The organism is Pseudonocardia sp. UM4_GMWB1, assembly GCF_017312155.1.
Classification (GTDB): Bacteria; Actinomycetota; Actinomycetes; order Mycobacteriales; family Pseudonocardiaceae; genus Pseudonocardia; species Pseudonocardia alni.
This window is the reverse complement of sequence record NZ_QJPN01000003.1, coordinates 21,028-36,562: the sequence shown is the minus strand read 5'-3', so window position 1 is coordinate 36,562 and position 15,535 is coordinate 21,028. Positions and strand designations below refer to the sequence as shown.

Sequence of the window (15,535 nt, the reverse complement as noted above, 5' to 3'; positions counted from 1 at the left end):
TCCGCCCCAGGAGTGTCCGAATCAGCGTCAGTGAAATGCTGACGCCATGGCGACCCCGCCCCGGATCACCGATGCCGAGCGCGATGCTGCGATCACACGCATCGTCGAACGACACGACCGCATCGACGATCCGCGCAGGTCAGAGCTGGGCAGCGACCCACGTGACGTCGTCACCTTCGTCCTCAACCGAGGCACTGCCGGCGTCCCACGATGGATCCAGGCCGCAGACCACCACGACGCCGTGGTGCTGTCGAGCTGGTGCTGGTGGGAGGAGCGGCGCCGGGAACGGCGCCTGCTCCGCCAAGGAATCACGCTCGGGCTATCGGCCACCGAGCTGGGAGCCCCGCTCGGGATCCGGTCTCGGCAGGGAGTCCGCGATCGTCTGGACCGTCTCGACGCCCTACTGGCCAACAACCGGCCCGATGAGCAGCTCGGGCGAGAAGCCCGCCGCGGTGCTCGCCAGCGCGACGCTGGCCAGTCCTGGCTCGATCACCATCGCGGCGAGGTCCGGCCGGTGCTCCTCGCGCTTGTCGGGCACGCCCGATGGTTGTTGCGCGAGACCGAAGGCGCTGAACAGACCACGCCCGACGACAACCACGCTGACACAGCGGCCGACGACATCCGAGACTGGGCGGACGAACTCGCTGTCGACTACCAGGACGACGTCCTCACACCGGCCACGTTTGCGCTGGCCGGTCTACTGGCAGCCGAGCTGCGAGCGCATCCGTCGACGCTGGCCCTGGACCATCGCCACCGCCTCCGCACGACCCTGGCCCGGGTTGAGAAACTCCGGGCGGCGCTGGCCGCGGCGAGATGACCCTTACGAGCCGGGCCGTGTTGGTGATCCCCCGGTCCAAGACCAATCAGAGCGGTCAGCAGGGACGAGACCGGCCCGCACACAACCTCAGTCGAGCTCGTCCTGGGAGTACTCGGCGCCCTGGACGACGACCCGGTGCGGACGATGTAGCGCGCCGAGGTCGTCGAGCGGATTGCCGGTGACGATGAGCAGGTCCGCGGCCAGCCCCGCCCTGAGGTCTCCTGTCTCGTCGCCGAGCCCCAGGGTCTGCGCTGCCCCGGTGGTGACCATGTCGATGATGCTGCTGCGCGTGAAGCCGAGTTCTTCGTAGAGCTCCATGCTCAGCGTCAGCTGATCGAACGCTGTGCCAGGAACTCCGGAGTCCGTCCCGACCAGGATCGTCACATCGTTCTCGGCCATCCAGGTCAGCTGGCCACCGTACTGGTAATCGGGCGTCGTGACGTGTTTAGCAATCTCTCGCCACACGGCGGGGGTCGTGTCGCCGGCGGCCGATCCCTGCTGGGCCATCTGCCGGACCGCCCAGTCGTTCTGGTCCCGCTTTCCGGGCCCGGACCGCCACCCACAGTGCTCGATCGTGTGAACTCCGGCCTCGATGCACCGGACGATCGGTTCTGTTCCGTGCGCGTGGGCTGCGACTGTGAGGCCGTAGTGCGCCGCGTGGTCGACAGCGACTCGGAGGAGCTCCGTGGAGTACTGCGCGTCGAAGGGCGTGGGCCCCTCCGATGTCACGTAGCCTCCGCCCGCCATGATCTTGATGAGGTCGGCGGTCTCGGCTGCGCGATCAATGGCGTCGCGGATTTCCGTGGCTGTATCGGCGATCCCGCCGAGATACCAGCAGTGTCCGCCGGAAATCGTGAGCGGAGAACCTGCGGACAGGATCCGCGGGCGTACGCCGTCCACATCTGCGGTCGCGTCCCGGAATCGGGCGACGTAGCCCCGGGCGTCGCCGAGATCCCGCACGGTCGTGCAGCCCGCCCGCAGGCATGCGCGGGCGTTGCCTCGGATCACCGCCCGTACCTCGTCCGGCGCGCCGGAGCACAGAGTGGCGAACGACGACGTGCTGCAGTCACCGGCCAGGTGCACGTGGCTGTTGATCAGACCGGGCGTGATGCTGTAGCCGGCGAACCGCGAGACCGACGCCTCGGGGGCGGCGGCGATGAGCTCTGCAGCCTTCCCTACGGCCTCGATGCGGCCACGTGAGACGAGCACCGCATCCCGACCGTCGGGCAGTATCTGCCCGGCCGAGATGAGCCGGTCCCCCACATAGATTGTTGCCACTACTCCCGGTCCTCTGTTAGTCCGTATGCTTGACGTGCTGTTCCGATATCACCTGCGGAACACGCCGTCTACGTAGCCACCTGGATACTTCCATGAGCGGCCCGGCCTGCCCGGTTCGTGCACGTTCCGGGAGATCGTCAGGCATCTGCCGAAGCTCGTTCACCGCAATTGCCACATTAGCTCGTTGGTCGCTGTTGTACCCCGCATAGACGTTGTACATACGCGTGTACCCGTCGCTACAACGCGCCTCGCGCAGCTCGCAGGACAGCCGCGACGGCCAGCGTCGCCGCCCCTCCTCCGCGGTATCGCTGCTGCCGGCCGGGGTGTCAGGTCTGACGAGCTCCGGGTAGACAGCTCGGACCACCGAGTCCAGGGAGCCTAGCCGTACGTAGCCCAGCAGCTGCCCGGCACGATGGAGCGCGCGGCGGATATCATCAACGGCGGCCGGGTAAATGACGGCAAGGAGCATAGCCAGCACTGCTGTGCGGATCAGGAGTAACCCTCCTGACCAGAAGTTGATGGAGATGTGCGCCCCGACTAGCGCTTGCCAGTAGTACGTGATACGAGCGCCTAGCAGGATGAGGTAGCAGCTGCAGCCAACAGTGAGCGAGACAGCCACGACAAGAAAATCCCATGCCCGCTCCCGGTACAAGGGGAGGATGTCGCGACTGGACCACACGATCTGCGTGAGGCAGGCGTAAACGAGGTAGGCGCTTACAGTAAGGAAGAACACTAGCACGGGCGGGTGCTGGATGTTCGCATTTGTGAACTGCAAGCTGAACGGCGGCTTCACGAAGAGTGGCGTGATGAGGATTGCAGCCACTGTGACAAGTAGTGCGACCGCTTCAGCGTAGCGCCGTTGACGTGGGCGGTATTCGGCAATTTTGCGGAGATAGAAGAACTGCATCGACGCGAAAGCGCCCACTAGAACGAGATTGCGTATGCAGCCTGCTGTGTTGGGGCCGACTGCAGCGTCGACCCATCCGGAGAAGCCCCTCCCGTCCAGGAGCACCATCAATCCGAGACCGGCACTGAAGAGTACTCCTGCCCAGGGATCGAGCGACGCGGGTGATCGAACCGCATGCGTAAGAGTCCATACGAAGGCCACACCGCATGCGATGGTCAAGAGAGTCGGCACCGAGCTTCACACGCCCCGGCCGCCGAAAGCGCTTCCGAGCGCTTCGCCTGTACGTCCCAGGTCAGCCCAGCTGGCCCGGATAGGCAGCTTTGACCAGTCCGAGAGTATGGCTCCCAACGTCTCAGCCTCCCATTCGGCGTGCTGGTCATAGTGAGAACCGCTCGGTGGAGCGTCTCGATCGACGAGAAGGGAACCGCACAGCATCGGAGTGCCGGTTCCACTTGCGTCGAGATGCCCGAGGAAGATGTGGGCGATTTCGTGGTAGATCGTGTAGTTCTGACGCTCGACCGACAGATCAGTCAGGTACGTGATGAGGTATTTGTCGGGAAACGGTATGACGCAGCCGAACGATCTGACAGTCGGAAGACTTCTGCCCGCTAGGTCGATCGGGACGCCGAGCTGGCCCGATAAGCCACGACACAGCTCGGCCGGTGGAGGAGTCCGGCGATACCCCAGGTTGCGCAGCAACTTTCTGGCCTGGCTACGGAGCTGGCGCTCGTTCACAGAGTTCGTCACCGTCCGTCCTGGCATCCTTTGCTCCAAGATCCTACTGGGCGGAGTCAATTTCGCGAGACCGAGGGGCCACCCCGGTCGCCACATCGACCAGCAGTTGCAGGGCTGCTACCCGGTCGAATTCACGCACGTGCGCCCTGCACAGTCGAAATGCGGAGATACCCATGTGTTCTAACTGCGTCAGTAGAAGCTGCGTCTCAGTTTCATATCGCGGCTGCGCCAGGTCGAAATAGTTGGCCGGTGCACCCAGGTGCTGCAGGACAGCGTTCAGCTGTCGGGTAGACAGCGCGCCATCTTCGACTGCGGAATTCAGATGCGACGCCAGCACCTGTTCGGCTTCGTTCAGTGACGTACCGAGCCGAAGCCTCTCTCTGAGGTGGTCGTCTAAAGGCTGCCAGAAGGGGGGTGTTTCTGCTTCGACGGGTACTCGAACCAGGCTGAAGAGGCGCGTGACTCGGACAGATAACCCGTCGGAGGCACCGCCCAGGGTGCCGGCTGGAGGACAGCTCATTAGTTGGTTTCGGTGCGGGAGGGTTCGAGCGGAGCGAACGAAGACCGGTTATGCATTGGCGCCACCCGCCGGGGAGGAGCCAGCCCCCGTCGAGCCGGAACCCTGCTCGTACACCATCTGTGTGATGAAGTCAGCTACTGCATGGCGCTGAGCCGGGTCGAGCCCGGCAACCCGCGCGGCGATATCGGTTACCTGCGCTTCACGCAGGGCCCGACGAAGTCGGAGTTCGGCGATGACGTCGCGGACCGCGTCCGGGTCACCATGCAGGAAGCCGACGCGGACCGCGAAGAATCGAGCGAGACCGTCGATGACTCGCATGGTGGGGTTGATCTTGATACCGCGCCGCAGTTCGGAAAGGTGAGAGGCCGACAGCTCATAGCCGTGTTCGCGTAGCCAAGCGATCACCTCCTGCCCGGTGTACTCCGAGCGCCCGCCACCTTCAGGGGTGACCTTCGCGAACAAGTAGTTGATCCGCTCGGCCAGTGAGTCGAGTGCTGGACTATCTGCCTGAGCCTCGGACATGGACGTGCCTCTCTCTTCTTCTGACCTTCCTGGCCATCGTAGCCGCTGACACCGTCGCCGCTAGGAGGGTGTCATCGCCGGGGGGTAGGTGGGTGATGCCGCACAGCGAATCTTGCATCCTCCTAGTTTCGCTGATATGCATGACGAGTGACGGATCGTCCATCTAGCCTACTGCAGTTGCGCCTCGACGCCATTGCCGCAGGTCTGAGAGCCACCAGGGCTGCCGCTCGATCCGTGGGTGCGCGGCGCCGGCCCTGCGCCGCGGTCGCCACGTTGGTATCGCGTCATGGTCTCACCTGATGGTGTGTTCGCTAGCATGAAGGTGGCGTCTGTACAGGGGCGAGGCGATAGTACGCAGCGGAGCGACCTAGTTTCGCTCCTCGCCATACCAAGCCGGAAAGTCGCAGGAGAGGTGAGTCGTGCCGAAGCGGTTGACCGAGGACTGGCCGAACGGCCTCTCCCAGAAGACGGGGCGGTAGCGATGCCCAAGGCGAAGGCCCGTACGGGCCCGCAGTGGCGCGCGACGGGCCTCGGCACGGAAGCCGCTGGATCGGCGAGTCCTCCCGAGCCTGCAGGCCCCGCGCCGTCATCGCGCCTACGCCCCTCGTCTCGGCGCGACCCCTCGATCGACCGACCCGAGTCGACATCCGGGTCCTCGTGCCCAGAGCAAGGCGCTGCGGGGTCGGTGCGGTCGTCGGGACGTCGATGCTCTGTCCGTACCGCACCCGACACTGAGCACAGGAGGCTGGTCACCGTGCACCAGGTGCTGCCCGCTGTCGAGAGCATCCCCGCCCCGAGCGGCCCTCTCGACAGCGCTGGGCCGGAGAGCGACCCCGACCCCAACTGGATCCGGGGCGACCTGATCAAAGCGGCACAAGCGCTTCTGGCCGCCGCTCAGACCGTCGGTAGCCCCGAGACAGCCACCGCTGCGCAGCAGCACACCCCCGCGCGGCACGTGCGGAGCGCGCTCGTCGTCGTGCAGTCGGTCATCGAGCACCTTGAGTAGCGGCCCAAGTCTGCCCCAGAGACAGCGCCTTGCCCCGTCGATGAGCAGGCGGTGGCGAGTGCGAGAGGACGAATCGAATGAAAATCCGACCTGGTGGCATCGGCGCGTCGGAGAGGTCTGTAACAGGTACGGCTGACAGGATGCCGCGCATGAGCGAGCGGAGGCCGCGCGGCCGCAACGGGGCCGCGAAGCGCTACAAGGGTCCGCGAGAGCTGGTCGGGACGCGTGTCCCGCCGGAGATCAACGACCGGATCGACGACGAGCGTGAAGCCCTCGGGCTGACGCGCACCGACTACATCTTCGCGGCGATCCTGATGGCGCTCGAGGACCCGAAGAAGGTGCGGGCCACGGCTGCCACGCTCACCGACATGCTCCCCAACCGGCGAACCAGCACCGAGGACGACCAGCTGCGTCTCGCCGACGAGCCACCCCAGGAGGCACTCAGACGGTCTGCTTGACCTCGGTCGCCGCCCGCAGCGGCGTCCCGACAATCGAACATCCGGGCTGAGTGCACACCCCTGAAACGCGCTAGGGCCCGTCCCTCCGGCCAAGAGGAACGGGCCCAACGTAACGGGGTTCGGAGCGCCAACTCCTACACCCAGCCCCTCCCAGAAGGGAGGCGCAACGCTTGCCTGCGCGCTCTCATAGTAGCGCGCGTCCCGAAGTTCGCACAGCACCATCGCGCTGTGCGTCACGTGAGTCGAACCCCAACACGGGATCTCGACTCCTCGTGCAGCCCGTTCTGCCACTACCGGCAGGGCTGCCGGCGTCCTGGCCGACCCACCCGGGGGCGATCGAACTCCCCCAGATGTGCGTCAGCTGCCGACGTCGGTCGGGAATCGCGCGTAACACCCCGCTCCGCTCGATCGTCTGCGCGCCGTGCTGGTTCGCCGGCGGCGGCGACATCTCCCCCTCCGAGCTCACCGACACTCCCGAGGCCGACGCCGCGGCCGCCGACGAGCTACTCGCCGGTGTCGCGACCCTGCTCCCCCGCACCGCGCTGGACTGGTTCCGCGCCCTGCTCGCCTCGGCCTGGTACCAGCAGGTCCGCCGCGACGCCGCCGAACGGCTGCGCGGCCTGCTCACCGAACTCGCCCGCCGCGCCGACTGGGACGACCACACCAGCTGGCCCACCTGGGACCGCCTGCAGCACGCCAGCGGATGGCGACGCAGCAGCACCGCCCGCTGGCTCGCCGAACTCCAGCACCACGGCTGGCTGCTGCGCACCGAGGGCGGCACCACCCCGCAGTTCCGCCCGCTGGCCCTGCAGCACCTCACCGGCAACCGGGCCGCGGTCTACCAGCTCCGCGTGCCCGCCTCAGAGGCCGCCGAGCAGGACGTCCCGACCAAGCCGGACCCGCGCGAGCAGAGCACCGAACACGCCGCCGCACAGACCACTACAGACACAACTTGGACCCCAACCCACACACCTAAAGATCTTCCTAAGACTTCTACAGGGGTTCCTACACGCGCGAGGGCGTGCGTCCACAGTTCGCAGGTCAGCCCACCTTTCCGAGACGGATACGGCCCTGACGGGCCGGGCCAGGAGGAGAAGCAGGGCGGCCACTTCGATCGTCGGGTCCCGGTCACCGGCGCCGAGATGCTCGCCGCGGCCGCCGAGCTGCGCACCGACCCCGCACTGCGCCGCCTGACCCCGCGCTGGATCCGCTCCATCACCCGCACCTGGTGGCAGGCCGGCTGGACCAACAACGACCTGCGCTACGCCCTCGCACACCGGCCCCGCCACGACGGCCCCGCCGAACCCGCGCACCGCTGCCCCGCCCACCAGCTGCGCCGCCCCGACGGCTGGCTGCGCCACCGCCTGAGCTGGTGGCGCGACACTAACGGCCCGCTCGTCTCGCCCACCGTCGACGCCCGCCAGCGCCGCTCCGCCGCCCTAGCCCGCGGCCACGCCGCCGCCCAGCGGCTCCCCTACGGCGCCACCGAGCTGTCCCCCACCGACCTGCCCGCCACCACCACCGAGCGCACCACCGCCGAATCCCAGCTCGTGCGCCGCTGGGCCCGCGAGTTCCACGCCCGCCGCAACGCACCCCGCCCCGACGCCGAGGTCGCCACCCCGCAGAGCCGCACCAGCCACCTGCACCAGATCAACAAGACGCTCGATGAGGGGCGGCGGACCCGCCCCACCGCCCAGAGCACGTCAGCGGCCGAGCAGCCCGCGCCCACCACGCCCGCCCCGGCCCAACCGCACGAACCGACCACCGGCAGCGCGCACGAGCGGGCCCTCGCCCGCGCCCGCGCCGACCGCGCCCACGGACCACGCCGCACCCCCCGCCCCTTCCGCGCCCGGAGGTTCCGATGACCGCCCAGCCCATCGACACCACTCCCCCGGCCACCCACACCCACGACCGCCGCCAGCCACCGCAGGACCTCACGGCCGAGCAGTCGGTGCTGGGCGGCATGCTGCTGAGCAAGGACGCGATCGCCGACGTCGTCGAGGTGCTGCGGCCCGAGGACTTCTACCGGCCCGCGCACCAGACGGTCTACGAGACGATCCTGGACCTCTACGGCCGGGGCGAGCCGGCCGACGCGGTGACGGTGTCGGCGGAGCTGCAGCGGCGCGGTGAGCTGGTGCGCCTCGGTGGTGCGCCGTACCTGCACACCCTGATCGCGACCGTGCCGACGGCGGCCAACGCCGCGTACTACGCCGAGATCGTCGGGGAGAAGGCGATCCTGCGGCGGCTGGTCGAGGCCGGCACCCGGATCGTGCAGCTCGGCTACCACGGCAACGAGGGCGGCGAGGTCGACGAGGTCGTGGACCGCGCCCAGGCCGCGGTCTACGAGGTCACCGAACGCACCACCACCGAGGACTACACCGTCCTCGAGGAACTCCTCCAGCCCACCATGGACGAAATCGACGCCATCGCCGCCCGCGGCGGCCTCGCCACCGGAGTCCCCACCGGATACACCGACTTCGACACCATCACCAACGGCCTACACCCCGGCCAAATGATCATCGTCGCCGCACGCCCCGGCTACGGGAAATCCACGATCGGCCTCGACATCGCCCGCTCCTGCTCCATCAAACACCGCATGACCAGCGCATTCTTCTCCCTGGAGATGAGCAAGTCCGAGATCGTGATGCGCCTGCTGTCGGCGGAGGCGCGGATCCGGCTGGCCGACATGCGGGCGGGCCGGATGTCCGACGAGGACTGGACCCGGATGGCGCGGCGGATGTCGGAGATCTCCGAGGCACCGCTCTACATCGACGACTCGCCGAACCTGACGCTGATGGAGATCCGGGCCAAGGCGCGCCGGCTCAAGCAGCGCAACGACCTCAAGCTGATCATCCTGGACTACCTGCAGCTGATGACCTCGGGCCGCAAGGTCGAGTCCCGCCAGCAGGAGGTCTCGGAGTTCTCCCGGCAGATCAAGCTGCTGGCCAAGGAACTCGAGGTGCCGGTGGTCGCGATGAGCCAGCTGAACCGTGGTCCCGAGCAGCGCACGGACAAGCGCCCGATGCTGTCCGACCTGCGTGAGTCCGGCTCGATCGAGCAGGACGCGGACATGGTGGTCCTGCTGCACCGCCCGGACGCGTTCGAGAACGACGACCCCCGCGCCGGCGAGGCGGACCTGATCCTGGCCAAGCACCGGAACGGACCCACCACGACGATCACCGTCGCGCACCAGCTGCACTACAGCCGCTTCTCCGACCTCGCCCACGCCTGACTATTGCCGCCATCGCTAGCTCGGCCATCGGCCCGCTGGGTGTAAACCGGGTATACAAGCGCCCGGTCAGCACCCCGCACTCGGGCAGGCACAAGCTCCGGTGCCGGGCTGTATACCCGGTTTACATCCTCCGCATCCGGGTGCGCAGCGACGGTGACCATTTGTTGAGGCGTAGGCCGCCCGGCGAGGCGGATGCGAACCTGCTCCTTGCCAAGCACCGGAATGGCCCAAGCACGACGATCACCGTCGCGCTCCAGCTGTACTACAGCCGCTTCTCCGACCTCGCGCGCGCTAGACATCGCCGTCGCCGCTGCTGGGCGCAGCCCGCGGCGACCTGGATGTAAACCGGGTATACGAACCCCGGGCCAGCGTTCCCATACGCGGGCGGGTACAAGCTCCGGCGCGGCGCTGTATACCCGGTTTACATCCTCCGCAGAGTCATCAGTGCTGACTCAACCTGTCGTGCCACCTCCTGGAGCACCGTCGCCGCCTGCGTATCCACGCCTGCCGCGGCCTCCGAGCGACGGATCTCTTCGAGCACCGTGCTGACGCTGCCAACAAGGGGCGCCACCAGCTCCCGGTCTGCCATCGGCTGCGTCGCGGTCGAGATGCCCGAACCTGATTGTTCCTGGGACTCTTGCTTGGGCTTCGACGAGTTGCTTGCTGCCCCCGTGGGCGCCGTCGCTTCGGGATCTGAGTGCGAAACGTCATGATCCTGGTCGGTGTCTGCTACCGCCTGATCGGCTGGTCCGGAGGGATCGTCGTCCGACGACGTTTCGGTGGGCAGTGGCTCTGCTTGGGCCTCGAGCACCGCCGCTGACCACGGCGGGCCACTGCGGTACACCGTCGCCTGCTCCTCGGGACTGAGCGCGTAGAGAGCCCGAGCGGTCTTGAAGTTCACGTTCCCCTGACGCAACTGCTCCTGCAGCTCGGGAATGAGCTTGAGCAGGCCGACACGCTGCTGCACGTACGTGAACGACTTCCCGATCGCGGCACCCACGGATCGCAACGTCTGGCCGTCCCGATCGAGCTGCCGCTGCAAGAACTCGGCCTCCTTGAGCAGGGGCAGGTCGCTACGCTGCAGGTTCTCGATCAGAACACGGCTCTCGATCTCCTCGGGCGTAGCCACTCCCTCAGGAGCCCGGACATCGAGCATCTCGAGGCCGGCCAGTCGGGCAGCGGCCAGACGGCGATTCCCGATGTAGACCACCCACGGTGCCTCGGAGAGCCGGTCAGCCGTGTCGGGGAACGCCTCCAGGAAGTCATCGCGTGCGATGACCTGGGCTTGCTGCAGCTGACCGTGCTGACGCATGGTCGCCGCCAGATCCTCGAGGCCCGTGTCGTGTTCGGGGCCGCGAGGGTTCAGCGGGTTGGGTTGCAGCTGGTCGAGTGGCAGCTTGCTCGGCGGGGTTGCGAGCCGGGTCCGCAGCGCGTCGCGGGCCCGTTCGGCGCCTGTGCCGGCGGGACGCCCCCGTTCCATGGCGCCGAAGTCCTTCTTCTTGGCCACGTCTACTTCCCCTCCGCTGTCGAGCTCGTTACCGCGCTGGGTGTGACGGTTTCCAGAGCTGGCAGCCCTTTCAGCTCGGCTGCAGAGGCCAGGCCTGCCGCGACGTCGAGGTGCAGCGCGATCCGACGGTAGGCATCGGCGATTGGCGCGGCCGGCTGGTAGTCGGTCAAGGTCTGGCCACTGAGCCAGGCTTCTTCCACCGCCGCTGCGAGTGGCAAGTGCGCCAAGATCGGCAGTGCCGGGACCTCACCGTCGCTGACGCCGTACTCCTCCAGTTCCTGCATCTTGTAGCGCGCGATCCCTGACAAGGGGCGGCGATACACCCCAGGGACCAGCCCATGCAGGTCGCGTCGGGGGATCTGTAGCTCCTCCTCGATGACTGCGACCTGCTCGATGAGAAGGCGGAGAGCCCGCAAGGAGGTGTTGCTGGGCTGGACCGGAACTAGCAGACCGTCCGCTGCAACAAGCGCTGTGTCGGTGAGTACATCGAGGGAAGGCGGGCAGTCGATCAGCACGTGATCGTAAGAGCCCTCGAGCTGGCGCAGGACACGAGTTAGGCGGTGCTCGGGGGAGCGGGCGGCATGCAGCTTGCGTACGACCAGGAACATCGAGACGCAGTGCGGCAACACGTCTAGGCATCCACCGGCAGCAGACTGCGAGTGTCGAACCACGAGATCGCTGGTCGGGCCCGTGAACTCTCCGATCAAGGCCGCGGCCAGGTTCGGCTGCGTGGAGTCCGCCTCCTCTAGGCCCAGCGCCTCAGTAGTCAGATGCCCCTGTGGATCGAGGTCCACCAGCAGCGTTCGGCGACCCCGTTCCGAGAGCGCACCACCGGTGCCGGCAGTCAGGCCGGTCTTCCCGACGCCGCCCTTCTGATTCAGGATCGCTGTGATGCGCGGCAGCGTGACGGCCGCGTGTGCGGGAGCTGTCTTGGGGTTCACGACAGAATCGACCTCACTGCGTGTCGTCGGTGAAGATGCCGTTGGTGATGAGCCAGGCCTGCCAGTGGGCGACTCGCTCCGGATCGGGCTCGAAGTCCGGCGGCCAGCCGTCGGTGACGATCTGGCGAAGCACTTCCCGAACCCGACTGCGCCCGACCCTGGACCGGGAGTTGATCTTCCGCAGATGCGGGTCGATGACCGCGTGCATCGCCTGTGCTGTCTGGCCAAGCGTGAACTGCACGGGCCGGTAAGCGACCAACACCTGCTGGCCATGCTCATTGGACCGCGCGACCAGCGAACTCTCGCGCATACAACTCCGCGTCCTAGTACTCGGGTCAGTTCCCAGAACTGTACCGGGAACGAGAGTCATGACGGTGCAGGGCACGCGGCCGCTTAGCTCCTTCTGCGGCAGCCTCTACATCGCAGGCCAGCGACGACCGACCACCGAAGCCCGGGGCCTGACGGGACGTATACCGGGTATACACCCGGACCTCTTCCGACCCTCGGTTCGGTGGCGCGCTGAGGCGCCAGGCGTGGCGCTAGAAGGCACCGCGACCAGCAGCTTCAACGGCGCGCGGCTTCATTGAGGGAGTAGGTCGGGTCTCACCGAGACCGGAGGCAATGGCTGCTAACCGGCCACCGGCCGGGGATCGAGCCTCGCTGGCTCAGGACCGGACTGGTGCCGAGAGCAGGGGAGTACGCAGGAACTGACACCCCCGTGTATACCGGGTTTACAGCGTCGCGCACGGCGCTCCGCGCTCGCCGCGAATGCGATAGGAGATCGAAAGTGCCGCGACCAGCGCAGATGCCTCGTAGATCGAGCGGCGCACTCGCCTCATGGCCCGAACTGCCCAGGTGAAGGTGGCCCCAGCCGGTTGAAACCGCGCTGACCAGCAGGTTTATCTCGGCCACGTTGGAGACGAGCGCGCCCGTGATGGAGCTCGATCGGCCTTTCCCCAGCGGTCTCCCTCTGCTCGAGCGAGGCTTGAGCACCTGCATCACGGGCTCGTCCGCAATCTGCCCGAGGAACGGACTGCGTAACCGCGCCGTCGGTGATGATCGCCCCTGGTCGGACTAGGTCAGCATGTGCGGCTCTGGGGGAGTGGGTGCCCTCGCCGTCCAGTCTCCGGGCAAGCATGCCCGCGTTGGGATCGACGCGGCGCTCCCGCGAGCAGGGCCTTCCGTCCCGCGGCGGGGACGGACGTGCCAGCGGCGACCCGAACTCAGTTCCTCATAAGGGCAGCGGCGCAGACATGCCAGCTCGTGCTCCGAGACAGCCCCCCGCTGAAGTGCCCCTCTGGTCGAGCCCCGTGCTGGCCGCGGTGCGTTGTTAGTGGCCGGATCGGATAGTCACCGTCGTCGCGTGTCAAAGCAGACTTGGGTCGGGCCCAGCCTGACCGGGCTTGACCAGGCCGCCGGGGATGTAAACCGGGTATACACCGCCAGCTCATCAGGCGGGCCTAGAGCGGGCCGAGCCGCAGACCATCGAGCCGGATCTCGGGCGCGCTACACGCCGCAGTAGCCGGCGGCTGGCGGAATACCGAGGTGTCGTACGGACTCAGATCGCTCGTACGCGAACGGCATGTTGCTCGGCTCGCGCGCGTACGCGTGCGTCGCGTGAGGCGTGGGCATGCAACCGGCAACCCAGGGAAATTTCGAAGGACGGCGCGTCGCCCCGCATTCCGGCGACCCTGCTCCACGCTCGGCTGCCGGGAGCAGGCCCCTTCTGCCTCTCACTCAGATAGCCGGAGGAGTCCCCAGCAACTGCTCTCCGGACTGCCTGGGCTGTGCGATCGTCGGTCTCGTGCACATGACGCAGTGGTCCGACGACGACCAGCGCTGGCACTGGCGTGCGCTCGACCAGGACGACGTCTGGCACTCCGGTGCGGCGCTCTCCCGGAAGCAGGCCGAGGCTGAGGCTCGGATGGCCGCGCAGGCGCGGGCGGGCGAGCCAGATCGTCGAGCCTCTGCACCCTGGCGAACACACCGATGGTCGCGCCGCGAACAGCGGATGGTGGCGAACGTGCGGCCGCGATTCCCGCGGCTGGCGAGGCCGCCCGAGGACTAGGCACCAGCTGGCGTCTGGACCTCGCACGGGACGACGGCCACCTGTCGCTTCTTCGACGGGCTGGCCCGGGGACTTCAGTACGCCGGCGCTGCCCGCGCGAATGCGACGCCACTCGCTCCCAGGTGCGCCACTGCGACGTCAATGGCCGGGTCCTTCACCGCCCCAGGTGGGTAGCTCGTTCGGCTCCTGTTCGCCGCTCCGCGACCTCACGTGGGGCGGCACTGGTGGGAGGTAGACCTCCCGGCCGGCCCCCAGTGAGCACGACAGTGCGGGGCGAACGCTCCACTGCGCGCTCAGCCAAACTGGCGAAACCTCCGCCCGCAGCGGAAATTTCCTGGTCGCGGCCATGTCGGTCATGGTCGCTGTACACGCGATGCACGCGTGCGCGCGCGAGGCGGGAAATTTCCGGGTCTCCTGGAGCCAGCGTCCTGCCCCGACGGCGCGGCCGAGCGGCCGACGTGGGGCGGAGAGGGGAGCGCGTTCGCGACTCGCCGTGGAGCCCGGGCGGATGCGGGCGCTTCCGGAGAGCAAGCGTTCACAGCGCAGCTGGCTTCAGCGCCCATTGCCCAGCCCGACTAGTCGCGCTTAGTCTGCGAAGCGCTAGGATCGCGGCTTGATGGAAGGCGGAACCTCATGAGCATGACGCTGCTCGCCGGGACGATGGAGTGTCGCAACGGCAACTGTCCGACGGCGTGGCTGACCGAGCACGGCACGGTGATCGTGCAGGGCTACGTCATGGATCCCCGGATCGTGCGGGTCCCCCGCGACCTGATCGAGCGCGCTGCGCGCGAGCTCGAGATGCACGACGCGCGGGCCGCTGCTGCAGTACCTGCGCCCCGGTCGATCGCGCTGCGCGCGTGCGGGGACTGGGTCGAGGTCTCCGGCACACCCACCACGCTGGTGTGCCCCGACGGCGAGCGGGCTCACGAGATTCCAGCCCAGGCCGTGTTAGCGACGGCAAGCGAGTCGACGAGGGAGGCCGTATGACCCCCGAGGACCTCAACGAGCTGTACCTGACCTATCAGGAGTCGGCGTTCCGGCTCGAATGCCGCGACGTCTACGCCATCCCGGGGGAGGACCCCGACTTCGACGCCTTCCTCGCGGGCAAGGCCTTCCCCGCCCGCACCGTCGATGACGACGACTGGCTGGCCAACGTCCGCGCTCAGGTCGGCCGCGGGAAGTACTTCGGCCGCGTGCGCCTGCTCGGACACCCGGTCACCGACTACACGCGATTCCAGCTGCTCTGCTACCCGCGGGAGAACCTCCCGGCCGGCGAAGAGGTCCGGATCCTGGACCGGCTCTGGCTGCCCACCGGCAGCGACGACTGGACCCACCAGGACTTCTGGATGTTCGACGAGCGCATCGTCGTGCTGCAGCACTTCGACGACGAGGGCCACTTCCTCGGCGTCTCGGAGGCCGGCGACCCGGCCCCCTACATCGCCATCCGGCGCCGGGCCGTGGAGCTGTCGGTGCCTTTCGACCAGTACCGCCTCGTCCCAACCCCACGGTCGGGCACCGAGACCCCCGAACGAGCTGCGAGCTAA

Annotated in this window: 14 protein-coding genes; 7 read left to right on the top strand and 7 right to left on the bottom strand. The window is 67.6% G+C overall.

Annotated features, from left to right (window positions below):
• The first annotated feature begins 46 nt into the window (after nucleotides 1–46).
• Nucleotides 47–817, top strand: coding sequence for a hypothetical protein (locus tag DMP15_RS29345; RefSeq protein ID WP_337826894.1), 771 nt, complete (start codon nucleotides 47–49; stop codon nucleotides 815–817).
• Nucleotides 818–904: 87 nt separating this feature from the next.
• On the opposite strand, the gene DMP15_RS29340 is transcribed toward DMP15_RS29345, so the two are convergent.
• From DMP15_RS29340 to DMP15_RS29325, 4 genes are all read right to left on the bottom strand, one after another.
• On the bottom strand, nucleotides 905–2,095 hold the full coding sequence (locus DMP15_RS29340; RefSeq protein WP_337826893.1) for an amidohydrolase family protein: 1,191 nt from the start codon (nucleotides 2,093–2,095) through the stop codon (nucleotides 905–907).
• Between the two features lie 16 nt (nucleotides 2,096–2,111).
• Nucleotides 2,112–3,110, bottom strand: coding sequence for a hypothetical protein (locus DMP15_RS29335; protein ID WP_337826892.1), 999 nt, complete (start codon nucleotides 3,108–3,110; stop codon nucleotides 2,112–2,114).
• Nucleotides 3,111–3,239: 129 nt separating this feature from the next.
• Nucleotides 3,240–3,749: an ImmA/IrrE family metallo-endopeptidase gene (locus tag DMP15_RS29330; RefSeq protein ID WP_337826891.1), complete on the bottom strand. Its 510-nt coding sequence runs from the start codon at nucleotides 3,747–3,749 to the stop codon at nucleotides 3,240–3,242.
• 556 nt (nucleotides 3,750–4,305) lie between these two features.
• Complete coding sequence (locus DMP15_RS29325) at nucleotides 4,306–4,779, bottom strand: hypothetical protein (protein ID WP_337826890.1); 474 nt, start codon at nucleotides 4,777–4,779, stop codon at nucleotides 4,306–4,308.
• A 754-nt stretch (nucleotides 4,780–5,533) separates the two neighbouring features.
• Here DMP15_RS29325 and DMP15_RS29320 point away from each other — a divergent pair.
• The 4 genes from DMP15_RS29320 to dnaB all read left to right on the top strand — a co-directional run bounded on the left by DMP15_RS29320 (nucleotide 5,534) and on the right by dnaB (nucleotide 9,475).
• Nucleotides 5,534–5,785 (top strand): hypothetical protein, encoded by a 252-nt coding sequence (locus DMP15_RS29320; RefSeq protein WP_337826889.1) that lies wholly within the window; start codon nucleotides 5,534–5,536, stop codon nucleotides 5,783–5,785.
• 149 nt (nucleotides 5,786–5,934) lie between these two features.
• Nucleotides 5,935–6,243: a hypothetical protein gene (locus DMP15_RS29315; protein WP_337826888.1), complete on the top strand. Its 309-nt coding sequence runs from the start codon at nucleotides 5,935–5,937 to the stop codon at nucleotides 6,241–6,243.
• A gap of 350 nt (nucleotides 6,244–6,593) precedes the next feature.
• On the top strand, nucleotides 6,594–8,108 hold the full coding sequence (locus DMP15_RS29310) for a hypothetical protein (protein ID WP_337826887.1): 1,515 nt from the start codon (nucleotides 6,594–6,596) through the stop codon (nucleotides 8,106–8,108).
• Entirely contained in the window at nucleotides 8,105–9,475 is a 1,371-nt protein-coding gene (gene dnaB / locus DMP15_RS29305; protein WP_337826886.1) for a replicative DNA helicase, read from the top strand. The genes DMP15_RS29310 and dnaB overlap by 4 nt, the downstream gene beginning before the upstream one ends.
• 421 nt (nucleotides 9,476–9,896) lie before the next feature.
• Here the strand turns inward: dnaB and DMP15_RS29300 are convergent, their stop codons facing one another.
• Genes DMP15_RS29300 through DMP15_RS29290 form a run of 3 tightly spaced genes read right to left on the bottom strand, consistent with a single transcriptional unit; the run spans nucleotide 9,897 to nucleotide 12,233 of the window.
• Nucleotides 9,897–10,982 (bottom strand): ParB/RepB/Spo0J family partition protein, encoded by a 1,086-nt coding sequence (locus DMP15_RS29300; RefSeq protein WP_337826885.1) that lies wholly within the window; start codon nucleotides 10,980–10,982, stop codon nucleotides 9,897–9,899.
• Between the two features lie 2 nt (nucleotides 10,983–10,984).
• Nucleotides 10,985–11,923: a ParA family protein gene (locus DMP15_RS29295; RefSeq protein ID WP_337826884.1), complete on the bottom strand. Its 939-nt coding sequence runs from the start codon at nucleotides 11,921–11,923 to the stop codon at nucleotides 10,985–10,987.
• Between the two features lie 13 nt (nucleotides 11,924–11,936).
• Nucleotides 11,937–12,233: a hypothetical protein gene (locus DMP15_RS29290; RefSeq protein WP_337826883.1), complete on the bottom strand. Its 297-nt coding sequence runs from the start codon at nucleotides 12,231–12,233 to the stop codon at nucleotides 11,937–11,939.
• A gap of 2,397 nt (nucleotides 12,234–14,630) precedes the next feature.
• On the opposite strand from DMP15_RS29290, the gene DMP15_RS29285 reads away from it, so the two are divergent.
• Both DMP15_RS29285 and DMP15_RS29280 read left to right on the top strand, forming a co-directional pair.
• Nucleotides 14,631–14,978, top strand: a complete 348-nt coding sequence (locus DMP15_RS29285; RefSeq protein ID WP_337826882.1) for a hypothetical protein — start codon at nucleotides 14,631–14,633, stop codon at nucleotides 14,976–14,978.
• Nucleotides 14,975–15,535 carry a DUF6879 family protein gene (locus DMP15_RS29280; RefSeq protein ID WP_337826881.1) on the top strand — a complete coding sequence of 187 codons (561 nt, stop codon included), beginning with the start codon at nucleotides 14,975–14,977 and terminating at the stop codon, nucleotides 15,533–15,535. Before DMP15_RS29285 ends, DMP15_RS29280 begins: the two co-directional genes overlap by 4 nt.